The organism is Cryobacterium sp. TMS1-13-1 (assembly GCF_004403125.1).
GTDB lineage: Bacteria > Actinomycetota > Actinomycetes > Actinomycetales > Microbacteriaceae > Cryobacterium > Cryobacterium levicorallinum.
The window spans coordinates 13,657-29,667 of the sequence record NZ_SOGX01000017.1; the positions used below are offsets into that span (position 1 = coordinate 13,657).

The window sequence follows — 16,011 nt, forward strand, 5'->3', positions numbered from 1 at the left end:
CGTTCTGATCGGGCTGACGTGCCTCGTGCGCGTCGGCCCGACTGGCGATTCGACTGGCGATTCGACTGGTGGTGGAGTGCTATGGTTGAAGCGCACCCGATAGAAACCGCCTCCGGCGACATCCGGTGCATTCCCTGTACCTCACTGCTATTGCGATTTTGTGCGTAGCTGTGTGTGTTTACACCAATCCCCTCCACTTGTCGGATTGGATCACCCGCAGCGCATTCGTCGCTGCATACATCTCCTGGCCTGAATTTTTGTTCGGCAGGGGAAAGGAACCCCCTTCGTGACTGATGTCAACCTCCGCGCCACTGGCTCGGATCTTCCCCGTCTCAGTACCCTTCGCGTGTCAGAGCTTCAGGCTCTGGCCCTCGAGCTGGGAATCTCCGGCGCGTCCAAACTTCGTAAAGGAGAACTGGTGGACGCAATCCAAACGGCTCGGTCCGGCACCGAACAGGCCGATATCGAGCAGACCAGCACTGAACAGGCCAGTAACCCCGCTCCGGCCCTGACCGTTGCTCCCCTCGATACTGCTCCCGCAGTTGAGTCGTCGCCGGCCGAGTCCGCAGCGGTCGAGAGCCTCGCCGAAGCCATCGATGCTGCCCCGCGTAAGCGTGCGCCTCGTCGTGCCAGCACCAGCACCGCCGCTCCCGCCAAATCCCACGTCAATGCCGACGCCAGCTCCGGATTCGGCATCATCCTCCCCGACGCTCCGGCCGCCGGCTCTCGTATTGCACGCAACGCCCGCGGCGCTGCGGCCGCCACGAGCGCGCCGACAGCGGATGCTGCGGAATCCGCTTCTGAAAACACCGGCGAGAACACCGACCCGGTCACCGACAAGCCGGTTCGCCAGGCGCGCAAGCGCGTGCAGGTTGCGCCGGTTCACCTCGATGGTGCGGCCGCCGTCGTCATCAACACCGCTGACAGCGCCCCGACCGACAGCGCAGCCACCGACAGCGCCCCGACCGACAGCACGCCAGCCGAGACTGCGCCGGCAGCCCGCCGTCCGTCCCGTCGGGCGTCGTCGCAGCGCAACGTTCCCGCAGCCGATGCTGGCACCGACAGTGCCGCGCCGGTCGAGGTGCCCGCCGACGCAGCGGCCCCGCAGGTCGTGGCAGTAGACGACTCAAACGAATCGACCGACGACTCCAACGAGACGAATGCGCCGCGCCAGGGCCGCAGCCGCAGCCGTAGCCGCGGTGGCGACCGTGCGCAGGGCGCCGACCGTAACCAGGTTGATCAGAACAACCAGAACGACCGCAACCAGAACGGCTCAAACGACGAGGGCCTGACCCGCGCACAGAGCCAGCGTCAGGCGCGCAATGAGCGCAACCAGGAACGCAATCAGGAGCGCGCGCAGGCGCAGGCCGATCGCAATCAGGACCGTAATCAGGGCCAGGATCGCAATCAGGACCGCAATCAGGGTCAGAACGACCGTGGTCAGGACCGTAACCAGGGTCAGGATCGCAACCAGGGTCCCGACCGTCTCGACGACGACATGAATGGCCGCGGCAACCGCAACCGGTACCGTGACCGTGACCGCAAGCGTCGCGGCCCGAACCAGGGCGATGACTTCGAGCCCGAGGTCAACGACGATGACGTACTCATTCCCGTCGCCGGAATCCTGGACGTGCTCGACAACTACGCGTTCGTGCGCACCTCCGGCTATCTGCCCGGTGCGAGCGACGTCTACGTCTCGCTCGGCCAGGTCAAGAAGTACAACCTGCGCAAGGGTGACGCCGTCGTCGGCTCCATTCGCCAGCCGCACGAGGGTGACCAGTCCGGCCGACAGAAGTACAACGCCATCGTCAAGGTCGACTCGATCAACGGTCAGACCGTTGAAGAGGCCGCGGCCCGTGTCGACTTCCACAAGCTCACGCCGCTGTACCCGACGGAGCGCCTGCGCCTCGAAACCGAGCCGGGCAAGCTCACCCAGCGCATCATCGACCTCGTCGCTCCGATCGGCAAGGGCCAGCGCGGCCTGATCGTTGCACCGCCCAAGGCCGGCAAGACCATCGTCATGCAGCAGATCGCGAACGCCATCGCCACCAACAACCCTGAGGTTCACCTCATGGTCGTTCTGGTTGACGAGCGTCCAGAGGAGGTCACCGACATGCAGCGAACGGTTAAGGGTGAGGTCATCGCCTCCACCTTCGACCGTCCGGCCGAAGACCACACCACCGTCGCCGAACTCGCCATCGAGCGTGCCAAGCGTCTGGTCGAGCTGGGTCACGACGTCGTCGTTCTGCTCGACTCGATCACCCGACTGGGCCGCGCCTACAACCTGGTGGCCCCGGCCTCCGGTCGCATCCTCTCCGGCGGCGTCGACGCATCCGCTTTGTATCCGCCGAAGCGTTTCTTCGGTGCGGCGCGCAATATTGAGAACGGTGGCTCGCTCACCATTCTCGCCTCCGCGCTCGTGGAGACCGGCTCGAAGATGGACGAGGTCATCTTCGAGGAGTTCAAGGGCACCGGCAACATGGAACTGCGCCTGTCCCGCCAGCTGGCCGACAAGCGCATCTTCCCCGCCGTCGACGTGAACGCGTCGGGCACCCGCCGCGAAGAAATGCTGATGAACGCGGATGAAGTCAAGGTCACCTGGAAGCTGCGTCGCGCCCTCGCCGGGCTCGAGCAGCAGCAGGCGCTCGAACTCATCCTCGGCCGTCTCAAGGAGACCTCCTCGAACGTGGAATTCCTCATGCAGGTTCAGAAGTCGATGCCGACCCTGAACGGGTCAGACAAGGATAAGTAATGTTCGAATCCGTCCTCACGCTGCTGGCCGAGCACGATGACCTGCAGTCGCAGTTGGCGGATCCGGAGCTGCACGCGAATCCGGCCCGTTCGAAGAAGGTCAACCGGCGCTATGCCGAGTTGAGTCGCATCATCGCGGCGTACCACGAGTGGAAAGCGGTTGAAGATAACCTCGAAGCTGCTCGTGAACTCGCTGACGAAGACGCTGCCTTCGCCGAAGAGATTCCGGATTTGGTGGAACAGCTTGATGTTACGGCTGAGAAGCTGCGACGCCTGCTGATTCCGCGCGACGAACTCGACGCCCGCGACGTGATCATGGAGATCAAGATGGGGGAGGGCGGTGCCGAATCGGCGCTGTTCGCCGCCGATCTGCTGCGCATGTACCTGCACTACGCCGAGTCCAATCGCTGGAAAACCGAGATCATCGAGCAGACTTCGAGCGATCTTGGCGGCATCAAAGACATCCAGCTCGCCATCAAGGGCAATTCGAGCGACCCCGCCGAGGGTGTCTGGGCGCACCTGAAGTACGAGGGCGGCGTGCACCGCGTGCAGCGCGTGCCGGCGACCGAGTCGCAGGGACGCATTCACACGTCGGCGGCCGGCGTGCTGGTCTTCCCCGAGGTTGACGAGCCCGAAGAGGTCGAGCTGCACCCGAACGACCTCAAGATCGACGTGTATCGTTCGAGCGGTCCCGGTGGCCAGTCGGTCAACACCACCGACTCCGCCGTGCGCATCACCCACCTTCCGACCGGAATCGTGGTGGCCATGCAGAACGAGAAGTCGCAGCTGCAGAACAAGGAAGCCGGGATGCGCGTGCTGCGGGCCCGGGTTCTGGCGCGTCAGCAGGAAGAAATCGACGCGGCGGCCTCGCTCGTGCGCAAGGGGCAGATTCGCACCATGGATCGCTCCGAGCGCATCCGCACGTACAACTTTCCGGAGAACCGCATCGCCGATCACCGCACGGGCTACAAGGCCTACAACCTCGACGCCGTCATGAACGGAGCCCTCGGCCCCGTGATCGACTCCTGCATCCACGCCGACGAGGAAACCCGCCTGGCCGAGCTCGGCGACCCCGAGTAGCACCCGCATTAACCTAACCGGGCCCGGGCCCGGAAAGCGGGCCCACGATAGAACATGGGCCTACTTTCCGGGCCCGGGCCCGGTCGTATTCTAAAGGTAGTACTCGGGCTCCAGGGTGCCTCCGCGGGCGGACTCGACCGTCGCGGGGGTCTGCGGGNCGGGGGTCTGCGGGCGTATCGTCGCCGGCACCCCCACGAGCAGCGACCGCGGCGGGGCATCTTTGGTCACGACCGCGTTCGAGCCGATCGTGCTCCAGGCACCGATGGTGATCGGGCCGAGGACCTTGGCGCCAGCTCCCACGGTGACTCCGTCGTCGAGAAACGGATGCCGCCGCACGCCGCGCGAATGCCCGTGCCGGCTCTTGCCGCCCAGCGTCACCGCGTGGTATAGCATCACATCGTTCCCGAGCACCGCCGTTTCACCGATCACGACACCCATGCCGTGGTCAATGAACAGGCGACGCCCGATGGTTGCCCCCGGGTGAATCTCAATTCCGGTCAGAAACCGGGTCACCTGAGACAGCAGGCGGGCCAGCAGGTGCAGTCCACGCCGCCACAGACGGTTCGCGATCCGATACGACCAGACCGCGTGCAGCCCACTGTAGGCAAGGAAGACCTCGGTGTTGCTGCGCGCGGCCGGGTCGTGGGTGCGCGCCGTCGCGATGTCTTCGCGCAGGCGCCCGAAAACGCTCACTGACTCTGGGGGATTCATGGAGGGGCTGACGGCTTAGTCGAGCAGGTCTTCGTACAGCACGGTTGAGATGTACCGTTCGCCGAAGCCGGGAACGATGACGACGATGGTCTTGCCCGCGTTCTCGGGCAGTTTCGCCTGCTCGAGCGCGGCCCAGACGGCAGCGCCACCGGAGATGCCGCCGAGGATGCCCTCATCGGTGCCGAGCTTGCGTGCCGTGGCGAGCGAGTCGGCCAGGGTCACATCGGTGATCGAGTCGTAGACCTGACGGTCCAGAGTTTCCGGCACGAAGTTCGCACCGAGGCCCTGAATCTTGTGCGGGCCGGGCTTGCCGCCGGAGAGAATGGGAGAGTCAATCGGCTCAACACCAACGACCTTGAGGCCCGGTTTCTGCTCCTTGAGGTAGCCGCCAGTGCCGGAAATGGTGCCGCCGGTACCGATACCCGCGACGAGAATGTCGACGGTGCCCTCGGTGTCGTTCCAGATTTCAACGCCGGTCGTCGCACGGTGGATGGCCGGGTTGGCCGGGTTCGTGAACTGGCTGGCCAGAACGGCGCCCGGGGTGTTGGCAACGATTTCGGCGGCCTTCTCGACCGCGCCGCGCATGCCGTCGGCACCGGAGGTCAGCACGATCTCGGCGCCGTAAGCGCGCATCATGACGCGACGTTCCTTGCTCATCGTCTCCGGCATGGCCAGAATGACGGTGTAGCCACGGGCTGCGCCGACCATGGCGAGGGCGATGCCCGTGTTGCCGCTGGTCGCTTCAACGATGGTGCCGCCCGGCTTGAGCGAACCATCCTTCTCGGCCGCGTTGATGATGGCGACGCCGATGCGGTCCTTCACGCTGCTGGAGGGGTTGTAGAACTCGAGCTTGGCGAGCACGGTGGCGCCGAGGCCTTCGGTCAGACGATTCAGCTTGACGAGGGGGGTCCCACCGACGGCTTCGGTGATGTCGGAATAGATCTTGGGCACGTGAGCAACTTTCATTCGGTGATCTTCGGCAAAATATGGTGTGTAGGGCCTTCTCCACCCTATGGCCCTCGGCCACTAACGGCCGGGTGCGTTACATTTCACTACGTGCCTTCTTCAGATTCTGCCCTGCCCCCCACCGTCACCTCCCTGAGAAACCAGGCGATTGCCCGGCTCGGCGCCGCCGGAATCACCGACCCGGAGGTCGACGCCGACCTGCTGATCGGCCACGTGCTCGGTCAAAGCCGCGGCGAAGTGCAGGCCGCCAGCATCCTGGCTAAACCCGTCAGCAAAGCGGATGCAGCCGCCATCGACCTCCTGCTGGCCCGCCGCAGCGCCCGCGAGCCCCTGCAACACATAACAGGGCGCGCCCCCTTCCGGGCGCTGGCCCTCAACGTTGGACCGGGTGTCTTCGTGCCTCGCCCCGAAACCGAGCAGGTCGCCCAGTTCGCCATCGACGCGCTGCGATCGATGCCCGACGCGGAGCCGATCGGTGTGGACCTCGGCACCGGCAGTGGCGCCATCGCCCTGGCCCTGGCCACCGAGGTGCCGCACGCCCGTATCTTCGCCGTCGAGAACTCGGCGGAAGCGTACCCGTGGACCTCGCGCAACTTCGCCGAGGTCGCTGCCCCCAATGCCACCCTCACCTTCGGTGACCTCGCCGACGCCTTCGTCGAACTCAACGGTACGGTCGCCGTCGTCATTTCCAATCCCCCGTACATTCCAGCGGATGCGATTCCCCGCGACCCCGAGGTGCGCCTGTTCGATCCGGCCCACGCCCTGTTCGGTGGTCCGGACGGCCTCGACGTGGTGCGAAGCGTATCGGCGACCGGCCTGCGCCTGCTGCGACCGGGCGGTGTGCTCGTGATCGAACACGGGGAACTGCAGGGAGCGGCTATCCGGGATCTGCTGGCCGCGGACGGCTGGCGCGCCCCGGCCACCCACCGTGACTACACGAGTCGCGACCGGGCGACCACGGCGTTGCACCCCTGAGCGACGCGCGACGCAACCGGTGGTCGTGGAATCCGCTTCTCACAACCGCGCTGGGTTAGAATTGCCGGAAATGACACGTATCTACGACTGCACGAGCGACTCGGACACGGGCGAGTCCGACACGAGCCAATCGAAATATCAGACGGCCATTGCACTGGCGCGCTCGGCGATCGGCCGCGGGGCCCTCGTCGTCATCCCCACCGACACCGTCTACGGGGTGGCCGCCGACGCGTTCAATGCCGAAGCCGTACAGCTGCTTCTGGACGCGAAGGGGCGCGGGCGCCAGTCGCCGCCGCCCGTGCTGATTCCCGCCGTCAGCACCCTCGATGCCCTCGCCGTCGACGTACCGCAGCCCGTACGCGATCTGGTCGCGGCGTTCTGGCCGGGCGGATTGACCGTCATCGTCCATGCCCAGCCGTCGCTGGTCTGGGATCTCGGCGAAACCCGCGGCACCGTCGCCCTGCGCATGCCGAGCAACCAGGTCGCGCTCGACTTGCTCGATGCAACCGGCCCGCTCGCGGTGTCGAGCGCGAACCTCAGCGGCGCGCCCGCCGCCCTCGACGCGCTTTCCGCCGAGGCCGCCCTCGGCGAAAGCGTTGAGGTCTATCTCGACGGCGGCACGGCCGGCAACACCTATGAAAGCGCCTTCGGACTGGCTGGTGAGGGCTCCTCGACCATCGTCGACGCGACCGGCTTTGAGACTAATGGCGGTCTGCTGCACATCGTGCGCTCCGGGGTCATCTCCCGAGACGCGATCTCCGACGTCATCGGCGAACTGCTGGCCCCGGAGGCGGCACCCGACACAGCGGCACCCGACGCAGCGGTCGATCCCGCCGATGCAGGCGAAACGGATGCGGCACCCACACTCTCCGCACCCTCCCAGGACGATACGGATACCAGCCGGTAGCCCATGACAGTATTCATTCTGCTCGCGCTCGTTTCGGCGATCGTCACCTTCGCGCTGTCGATCGTCGTCTACAAGCTCAGCCACAAGTACCGTCTCTACCCGAAGATTCGGGAACGTGACGTGCACACCCGCCCGACGCCGCGCCTCGGCGGAATCGCCATGTTCCTCGGCATCCTGGTCGCATTCGGTATCGCCTACCTCACAGCCGGGGCATTCGCACCGCTTCGCCTGGTCTTTGCCGACCCGCAGCAGATCCTCGCGATCCTCGGCGCAGCGCTGCTGATCGTGCTGGTCGGGGTGGCCGACGACATCTGGGACCTCGACTGGATGACGAAACTCGCCGGCCAATTCATCGCCGCCGGGCTCGTGGCCTGGCAGGGCGTGCAGATCTACTCCCTGCCGATCGGCGGGCTGACGGTCTGGAGCGGCTGGACGTCGATCGTCGTCACGGTCGTCGCCATCGTCGTTGTCATGAACATGATCAACTTCATCGATGGCCTCGACGGTCTCGTCACCGGCGTCGCCCTCATCGCCAACGGCGTGTTCTTTCTGTACAGCTACCTGCTCGTGCGTGACACCTCGCCGACCAACTACTTCAACCTCGCCTCGCTGATTGCTGCCATCCTGGTCGGCGCCTGTGTGGGGTTCCTGCCGTTGAACTGGCATCCAGCGAAGATGTTCATGGGCGACGCCGGTGCGCTCCTGGTAGGCCTGCTCATGGCCACGAGCGCGATAGCCATAACCGGGCAGATCGACCTGACCTCCCTCAACCGTTCGCAGCTGTTCCCGGCCTTTATTCCCCTCTTGCTGCCCCTGGCGATCATGATCATCCCGCTGCTGGACTTCGGGCTCGCCGTCCTCCGCCGGGTACACGCGGGCAAGTCACCCTTCAGTGCCGACCGAAAACACCTGCACCACCGCTTGCTCGATATGGGACATTCCCACCTGCATGCCGTGCTGATCTTCTATGGGTGGACAGCAGCAGCATCCATCGGATGCCTGCTCTACTACATCCTGCCGGTTTACCTCGGTCTTCCCACCGGCTACGCCACCATCTTCCTGGTGACCTCGCTCCTGATCTGCACCATCGTCACCCTCGCCCCGCTCGGTCGCCGCAAGACCGGCGAATGGGCCAGCCAGTCGGCGGCGCTGCCGGTGGTCGTTCTGAATCAGCTCGACCCGCTCGACGTCGCGGGCCAGGACACCACAGACACACCCGTACTATCAGACCCCGCAACGACACGAGCGACCGCCCCCGCGGCGACGCCTGCCGAGGAGAACGCATGACCAGCACCAACACGCCCGCCCCCACCCAGCCCACCTCGATCCCCGTGCTGCGTCGCATCCTGCTCTACGGCGTCTACGTCGCCGTGGCCATCGCGGTGGTCGGATCCATTGTCGGCTTTGTCGTCGACGGCGGTACCGGGGTGCTGAGCGCTCTGATCGGAACGGCTATGTCGGTCGCCTTCATGGGGATCACGGCCGGCAGTATTCTCCTGGCCAACCGCGTGGCCGGAAACGAATCCGCCATCGGTGGATTCTTTGGCATCATCATGGGGGGCTGGCTGCTCAAATTCGTCGTCTTCCTGGTGCTTTTGGTGCTGCTGCAGGACCGCGCCTGGATCCAGCCGATGGTGCTGTTCTTCTGCATCATTGCCGGAGTGATCGGCTCCCTCGTGGTCGATGCGGTCGTGGTGATGAAGAGTCGAATGCCCTATACGAGTGACGTCACGTTGCCCCCGGCACCCATCGACGACTGACCTTGGCACCCAAGCCTCGACCCATCCCGCTCTCGATTCGGCTCAGCGCCTGATCTTTGCTAGAGTAAACACTGATCCAACCCCGGTTTGCACATGCTTTACAGCGTAGTGAACCTGCCCATATTCGTCGATGCGCGAGCAGAGCTCACCGCCCCGAAACAGGAGAAAGCGCTGCTAAAAATCGCCGTAAACCTGATGGTCCCGTCTGCCACCGACGACGGTGAATTCCACGGTCCCTCCATCAATGAGTTCTTCCCCGATGTAATCTTCTTTGCCGATACTCCGTTCGAGATTAACCGCATCATCCTGATTCGCTTCCTCGCGGTTGCGGTTCTGATGCTGGTGTTCTGGCTTGGTACGCGTCGCATGAAGATCATTCCGACCCGCGGCCAGAGCCTGGCCGAAATGGGACTCGACTTCGTTCGCGTCAATATCGCCGAAGACCTGCTCGGTAAGAAAGACGGCAAGCGTTTTCTGCCGCTTCTGACGACCATCTTCTTCATGGTGTTGTTCATGAACATCACGGGCATCATCCCGTTCCTCAATATCGCCGGTACGTCGGTGATCGGGGTTCCGCTGCTGCTCGGTGTCATTTCGTACGGAACCTTCATCTACGCCGGCATCAAGAAGAGCCCGGGCAAGTTCTTCCGTAACTCGCTCTTCCCGCCCGGAGTTCCGCCGGCCCTGTACATCATCGTGACGCCGATCGAATTTATCTCGACGTTCCTGGTGCGGCCGGTCACTCTGACTCTCCGACTGATGATGAACATGATCGTCGGACACCTTCTGCTTGTGCTGTTCTTCAGCGCCACGCATTTTTTCTTCTTCACTGCCGATGGTGGTTTCAAGCTCTTCGGTGCTGGCACCCTCGTCTTCGGCTTCGCCTTCACGCTGTTCGAAGTGCTGATCGCCGTCCTCCAGGCTTACATTTTTGCCCTACTCACCGCCGTCTACATCCAGCTCGCGCTGGCTGAGGAACACTAGACACTTTACGAATCCGGCGATCGCCGCATTCACCACTACGGAAGGAAACACACGTGGACGCAACAACCGTTCTCGCGGAAATCAGCGGAAACATCGCGACCGTCGGTTATGGCCTCGCAGCCATCGGCCCGGCAATCGGTGTAGGTATCGTCGTTGGCAAGACCATTGAGGGTGTCGCACGTCAGCCTGAACTGGCCGGCCGCCTGCAGGTGCTGATGTACATCGGTATCGCCTTCACCGAGGCGCTCGCCTTCATCGGCATCGCGACCTACTTCATCTTCACGAACTAGTCCTCTTCACTACTTAGTTAGGAGGCATGATGCTTCACGCAGTAATTGCAGCCGCGACGGAAGAAGCGGCGCCAAACCCGCTCATCCCGGAGCCGTACGACATCATTTGGTCGGCGGTCTGCTTTGTCGTGATTTTGTTCTTCTTCTGGAAGCTTGTGCTCCCCAAGATGCAGAAGCTTCTTGACGATCGTGCAGAAGCCATTGAAGGCAACATCGCCAAAGCCGACGACGCCCAGCGCAAGGCCGAAGCTGCACTCGTGCAGTACACGGCTCAGCTCGCTGAAGCTCGCGCCGAAGCCGGTCAGATTCGTGACCAGGCCCGCACCGATGGCCAGCGCATTGTCGCTGAGCACAAGGAAGCGGCCACGGCCGAAGCCGGCCGCATCGCGGCCAGTGCCAAGACGCAGATCGAAGCCGAACGCCAGGCCGCCGTTGTCTCCCTGCGCAGTGAGGTCGGCACACTCGCCATTGACCTCGCCTCGGGTGTCATTGGGGAAAGCCTGTCCGACGACGCCAAGGCCAGCGCCATTGTCGATCGTTTCCTGGCCGAACTTGAAGCCAGCGAAGCGCCAGTAGCAGGAAAGATCTAACCAATGGGAAGCGCCACGAGAGAAGCACTCGCCACATCGAGGGCGGCACTGTCCGTCCCCGGCAGCACGACTGATCTGGCGACGGGCGAAAGCCTCTTCGGCGCCGGTCGAGTGATCGGTTCGTCGTCGCAGCTCCTGTCGGCGCTTGGCGATGCATCAGCGGATGCTGCGGCCAAGGTCACCCTCGTTCGTGCCGTCTTCGGTGCGAGCGTGACGCCTCGGGCGCTGGATCTGCTCGCCGCAGCCGTTGCCGAACGTTGGTCCAGCCACGACGACCTGCTCGCCGGGATCGAAGAACTGGGGCTTCGGGCATCCGCCCTGTCTGTTTCGGCCGAAACGTCGATCGAGGGCGAACTGTTCTCCTTCGGCAAGACCGTCTCCTCTGACGCCGAGCTCGAACTGGCCCTGGCCAGCAAGCTTGGCAAGATCGACGCCAAAGCCGCCCTGGTTGAAAAGCTCCTGGCCGGCAAGGTGTCCGGTCAGACGCTCGCAATTGTTCGCCACCTGGTGCAGCAGCCTCGCGGCCGTCGCATCGGCGAATTGCTGCGGCAGGCGGCATCCGTTGTCGCCGACCAGGCCGGAACGTCGATTGCCACCATCACTTCGGCGAGCGTTTTGACGCCCGCCCAGCTCGACCGTCTGCGCAAGAGCCTCCAGGAACGCCATGGGCGTGCACTCACCATCAATCAGGTCGTTGACCCGGCTCTGGTCGGGGGAGTACGCGTACAGATCGGCGATCTGGTTATCGACGGCAGCATTGCAACCCGCCTGGCCGATTTGAGACTCCAGCTCGCCAGCTGATTTTTGCGCAGTTCGGCAAAACCGGCAGCACCGTAAACCACGCAGTACCAGATTCAGGGCGGCAGCGTCTTGAACAGACAGAACCTGTACAGCCGTACAGAAAAGGGAAGATGATGGCAGAACTAACGATCAGCCCCGATGAGATCCGTGGCGCTCTCCAGGACTTCGTGAAGTCCTATGAGCCGAACAAGACATCGACGACCGAGGTCGGCTACGTCACCACGGCCGGTGACGGTATCGCCCACGTTGAGGGCTTGCCCGGCGTGATGGCCAACGAGCTCATCAAATTCGCCGACGGTACCCTGGGCCTGGCCCAGAACCTCGATGAAGATGAGATCGGCGTCGTCGTCCTCGGCGAGTTCGCCAGCGTTGTTGAGGGCATGGAGGTGCACCGCACCGGCGAGGTTCTCTCCGTTCCCGTCGGTGACGCCTTCCTCGGTCGCGTCGTCGACCCGCTCGGCGCGCCGATCGATGGTCTCGGCGAGATTGTCAGCGAGGCCCGTCGTGCCCTCGAGCTGCAGGCTCCCGGTGTCATGCACCGTAAGAGCGTGCATGAGCCGATGCAGACCGGTATCAAGGCCATCGACGCCATGATTCCGATCGGCCGCGGCCAGCGTCAGCTCATTATCGGTGACCGCCAGACTGGCAAGACCGCGATCGCGATCGACACCATCATCAACCAGAAGGCCAACTGGGAGTCCGGTGACACGAACAAGCAGGTTCGTTGTATCTACGTCGCCATCGGACAGAAGGGCTCCACCATCGCTTCGGTGAAGGGTGCGCTCGAGGATGCCGGAGCGATGGAGTACACCACCATCGTCGCCGCCCCCGCTTCCGACCCGGCTGGCTTCAAGTACCTCGCCCCGTACACCGGTTCGGCCATCGGCCAGCACTGGATGTACGCCGGCAAGCACGTTCTCATCGTCTTCGACGACCTGTCCAAGCAGGCCGAGGCCTACCGTGCCGTTTCGCTGCTGCTGCGTCGCCCGCCGGGACGCGAAGCGTACCCCGGAGACGTGTTCTACCTGCACTCCCGTCTGCTCGAGCGTTGTGCCAAGCTGTCTGACGCCCTCGGCGCCGGTTCGATGACCGGTCTTCCGATCATCGAGACCAAGGCCAACGACGTTGCCGCCTACATTCCGACCAACGTGATCTCGATCACCGACGGCCAGATCTTTCTGCAGTCCGACCTGTTCAACGCCAACCAGCGTCCTGCTGTTGACGTGGGTATCTCGGTCTCCCGCGTCGGTGGCGACGCGCAGGTCAAGTCGATCAAGAAGGTGTCGGGAACGCTCAAGCTTGAGCTGGCTCAGTACCGCTCGCTCGAAGCCTTCGCGATGTTCGCCTCCGACCTCGACGCGGCCAGCCGTCGTCAGCTCGCTCGCGGTGCGCGTCTGACCGAACTTCTGCGTCAGCCGCAGTACTCGCCGTACCCCGTTGAGGACCAGGTTGTCTCAATCTGGGCCGGCATCAACGGCAAGCTCGACGAGGTTCCGGTTCCCGACGTTCTGCGTTTCGAGCGTGAGCTGCTCGACTTCCTCGGTCGCAACACCGAGATCCTGAAGAACCTGCGCGAGACCAACGTTCTCTCCGACGAGACCGTTGCCGCTCTGAGCAAGGGTGTCGACAAGTTCAAGCTCGAGTTCCAGACCGGCGAGGGCAAGCCGCTCGCCTCGGTTGGCAAAGAGAAGTTTGAGGCCATTGCCGCCGAAGACGTCAACCAGGAAAAGATCGTCAAGCACCGCCGCTAGTCGCTTTTCGACTTGCGGTGCCACTGATCTCATTAAACTGAAAGACAAGGAAGCAGACACATGGGAGCGCAACTTCGCGTCTACCGGCAGAAGATCAAGTCTGCCCAGACGACCAAGAAGATCACTCGGGCCATGGAGCTGATCTCCGCCTCGCGCATCCAGAAAGCGCAGGCGCGAGTCGCTGCGTCAACCCCGTACTCGCGTGCAGTGACTCGTGCCGTCTCGGCCGTGGCCACGTACTCGAACGTCGAGCACGTGCTCACAACGGAGCCGGAGAAGATCGAGCGCGCAGCGGTCGTTATCTTCGCCTCCGACCGTGGCCTGGCCGGCGCGTTCAGCTCGCAGGTTCTGCGTGAAGCGGAGTCGCTCAGTGAGCTGCTGCGCGGCCAGGGCAAAGACATCGTCTACTTCCTGGTCGGCCGTAAGGCCATCGCCTACTTCACGTTTCGGGGCCGCGCGTCTGAGCGAGTCTGGACCGGCGGCACCGATCAGCCGCAGTTCGAAACGGCCAAGGAAATTGGCGAGGCCTTGCTCGAGTCGTTCCTCACGGACTACTCCGATGGCGGCGTCGATGAGATTCACATCGTCTACAACCGCTTCGTGAGCATGGTTACCCAGGTTCCCGAGGTCGTTCGACTGCTTCCGCTCGAGGTCGTCGAGGGTGTGGAAGAACCGGGCAACAGCACGGTTCTTCCGCTCTACGAGTTCGAACCCGACGTGGAAACGGTTCTGGACAGCCTCCTCCCGGTGTACATCGAGAGTCGTCTGTTCAACGCCATGTTGCAGTCGGCGGCTTCCGAGCACGCGAGCCGTCAGAAAGCGATGAAGTCGGCCAGCGACAACGCCGACAAGCTGATCACGGACTACACGCGGTTGTCGAACAACGCGCGGCAGTCCGAGATCACCCAGCAGATTTCCGAGATCGTGGGTGGAGCCGATGCGCTCTCATCCGCCAAGAAGTAACCAGAGAAGAGAGAGCAATGACTGACACCGCAACCGCGCCAGTCCGCGCGGAGGATACGGCCGGCTCTGTTGGCCGCATCGCCCGTGTCACGGGCCCTGTTGTCGACATCGAGTTTCCGCATGACTCGATCCCCGGCATCTACAACGCCCTGAAGACCACGATCACCATCGGCGACGAGTCGAACGAGATCACCCTCGAGGTTGCTCTGCACCTCGGCGACGACCTGGTTCGTGCCATCGCACTCAACCCGACCGACGGACTTGTCCGCGGCCAGGAAGTGCGCGATACCGGCAGCCCCATCACGGTTCCGGTCGGAAACGTCACCAAGGGCAAGGTCTTCAACGTCATCGGCGATGTGCTGAACGCCAAGCCGGGCGAGAAGATCGAGATCACGGAGCGCTGGCCCATCCACCGCAAGCCGCCGCCCTTCGACCAGCTCGAGTCGAAGACTCAGCTGTTCGAGACCGGCATCAAGGTCATTGACCTTCTGACGCCGTATGTTCTCGGTGGAAAGATCGGCCTGTTCGGTGGTGCCGGTGTCGGTAAGACCGTTCTGATCCAGGAAATGATCCAGCGCGTTGCGCAGGACCACGGTGGAGTTTCGGTATTCGCCGGAGTCGGTGAGCGTACCCGTGAGGGCAACGACCTCATCGCCGAGATGGAAGAAGCCGGCGTCTTCGACAAGACCGCACTGGTCTTCGGCCAGATGGACGAGCCGCCGGGAACGCGTCTGCGCGTCGCGCTGTCTGCCCTCACCATGGCGGAGTACTTCCGCGATGTCGAGAAGCAGGACGTGTTGCTCTTCATCGACAACATCTTCCGCTTCACGCAGGCCGGTTCAGAGGTCTCCACGCTGCTTGGCCGTATGCCGTCCGCGGTGGGCTACCAGCCGAACCTCGCCGACGAAATGGGCATCCTGCAGGAGCGCATCACGTCGACGCGTGGCCACTCGATCACCTCCCTTCAGGCGATCTACGTTCCTGCCGACGACTACACCGACCCGGCTCCGGCGACCACGTTCGCCCACCTCGACGCCACGACCGAGCTGTCGCGTGAAATCGCGTCGAAGGGCCTCTACCCGGCCGTCGACCCGCTCACCTCGACCAGCCGTATCCTCGACCCCCGCTACTTGGGTGCCGATCACTACAACACGGCCGTTCGCGTGAAGGCCATTCTGCAGAAGAACAAGGAACTCCAGGAGATCATCGCGATCCTCGGTGTTGACGAGCTGTCTGAAGAAGACAAGGTCACGGTTTCCCGTGCCCGTCGTATTCAGCAGTTCCTTTCCCAGAACACCTACATGGCGAAGAAGTTCACCGGTGTTGAGGGCTCCACGGTTCCGCTGAAGGACACCATCGAGTCGTTCACGGCGATCGCCAACGGTGACTTCGACCACGTCGCCGAGCAGGCATTCTTCAACGTCGGTGGCATCAACGACGTCGAAGAGAAGTGGGCTCAGATTCAGAAAGAGAACGACTAAG

General features: G+C 63.5%; 15 protein-coding genes. 13 read left to right on the plus strand and 2 right to left on the minus strand.

Going from position 1 to position 16,011, the window contains the following annotated elements; translation table 11 throughout:
* Positions 1–286 precede the first annotated feature (286 nt).
* Both rho and prfA read left to right on the plus strand, forming a co-directional pair.
* Positions 287–2,752 carry a transcription termination factor Rho gene (rho, locus tag E3T31_RS14940; protein ID WP_134469843.1) on the plus strand — a complete coding sequence of 822 codons (2,466 nt, stop codon included), beginning with the start codon at positions 287–289 and terminating at the stop codon, positions 2,750–2,752.
* Entirely contained in the window at positions 2,752–3,831 is a 1,080-nt protein-coding gene (prfA, locus tag E3T31_RS14945) for a peptide chain release factor 1 (protein WP_092448756.1), read from the plus strand. Before rho ends, prfA begins: the two co-directional genes overlap by 1 nt.
* Before the next feature lie 90 nt (positions 3,832–3,921).
* On the opposite strand, the gene epsC is transcribed toward prfA, so the two are convergent.
* Together epsC and cysK are read right to left on the minus strand one after the other, a co-directional pair.
* The gene (gene epsC / locus E3T31_RS14950) at positions 3,922–4,524 is read right to left on the minus strand and encodes a serine O-acetyltransferase EpsC (RefSeq protein ID WP_134469845.1); all 603 of its coding nucleotides are present in this window, start codon (positions 4,522–4,524) and stop codon (positions 3,922–3,924) included.
* A 33-nt stretch (positions 4,525–4,557) separates the two neighbouring features.
* Entirely contained in the window at positions 4,558–5,508 is a 951-nt protein-coding gene (gene cysK, locus E3T31_RS14955; RefSeq protein ID WP_134469847.1) for a cysteine synthase A, read from the minus strand.
* Between the two features lie 90 nt (positions 5,509–5,598).
* Between cysK and prmC the strand changes: the two genes are divergently transcribed.
* The 11 genes from prmC to atpD all read left to right on the plus strand — a co-directional run bounded on the left by prmC (position 5,599) and on the right by atpD (position 16,010).
* The gene (gene prmC, locus E3T31_RS14960; protein ID WP_134469849.1) at positions 5,599–6,483 is read left to right on the plus strand and encodes a peptide chain release factor N(5)-glutamine methyltransferase; all 885 of its coding nucleotides are present in this window, start codon (positions 5,599–5,601) and stop codon (positions 6,481–6,483) included.
* A 70-nt stretch (positions 6,484–6,553) separates the two neighbouring features.
* Positions 6,554–7,390: an L-threonylcarbamoyladenylate synthase gene (locus E3T31_RS14965; RefSeq protein ID WP_134469851.1), complete on the plus strand. Its 837-nt coding sequence runs from the start codon at positions 6,554–6,556 to the stop codon at positions 7,388–7,390.
* Between the two features lie 3 nt (positions 7,391–7,393).
* Entirely contained in the window at positions 7,394–8,677 is a 1,284-nt protein-coding gene (locus tag E3T31_RS14970) for an MraY family glycosyltransferase (protein ID WP_134469853.1), read from the plus strand.
* Positions 8,674–9,150, plus strand: a complete 477-nt coding sequence (locus tag E3T31_RS14975) for a hypothetical protein (protein ID WP_134469855.1) — start codon at positions 8,674–8,676, stop codon at positions 9,148–9,150. The genes E3T31_RS14970 and E3T31_RS14975 overlap by 4 nt, the downstream gene beginning before the upstream one ends.
* Before the next feature lie 195 nt (positions 9,151–9,345).
* Positions 9,346–10,134, plus strand: a complete 789-nt coding sequence (atpB, locus tag E3T31_RS14980) for a F0F1 ATP synthase subunit A (RefSeq protein ID WP_233195466.1) — start codon at positions 9,346–9,348, stop codon at positions 10,132–10,134.
* Between the two features lie 53 nt (positions 10,135–10,187).
* A complete protein-coding gene (gene atpE / locus E3T31_RS14985; protein ID WP_092448748.1) occupies positions 10,188–10,424 on the plus strand; it encodes an ATP synthase F0 subunit C in 237 nt (78 codons plus the stop codon).
* Positions 10,425–10,453: 29 nt separating this feature from the next.
* Entirely contained in the window at positions 10,454–11,014 is a 561-nt protein-coding gene (locus E3T31_RS14990; RefSeq protein ID WP_092448970.1) for a F0F1 ATP synthase subunit B, read from the plus strand.
* A 3-nt stretch (positions 11,015–11,017) separates the two neighbouring features.
* Complete coding sequence (locus tag E3T31_RS14995; RefSeq protein ID WP_134469857.1) at positions 11,018–11,815, plus strand: F0F1 ATP synthase subunit delta; 798 nt, start codon at positions 11,018–11,020, stop codon at positions 11,813–11,815.
* Between the two features lie 113 nt (positions 11,816–11,928).
* Positions 11,929–13,566 carry a F0F1 ATP synthase subunit alpha gene (gene atpA / locus E3T31_RS15000; RefSeq protein WP_134469859.1) on the plus strand — a complete coding sequence of 546 codons (1,638 nt, stop codon included), beginning with the start codon at positions 11,929–11,931 and terminating at the stop codon, positions 13,564–13,566.
* A 60-nt stretch (positions 13,567–13,626) separates the two neighbouring features.
* Positions 13,627–14,529, plus strand: a complete 903-nt coding sequence (locus E3T31_RS15005) for a F0F1 ATP synthase subunit gamma (protein WP_134469861.1) — start codon at positions 13,627–13,629, stop codon at positions 14,527–14,529.
* A gap of 17 nt (positions 14,530–14,546) precedes the next feature.
* Positions 14,547–16,010 (plus strand): F0F1 ATP synthase subunit beta, encoded by a 1,464-nt coding sequence (atpD, locus tag E3T31_RS15010; protein WP_092448745.1) that lies wholly within the window; start codon positions 14,547–14,549, stop codon positions 16,008–16,010.
* Position 16,011 lies beyond the last annotated feature (1 nt).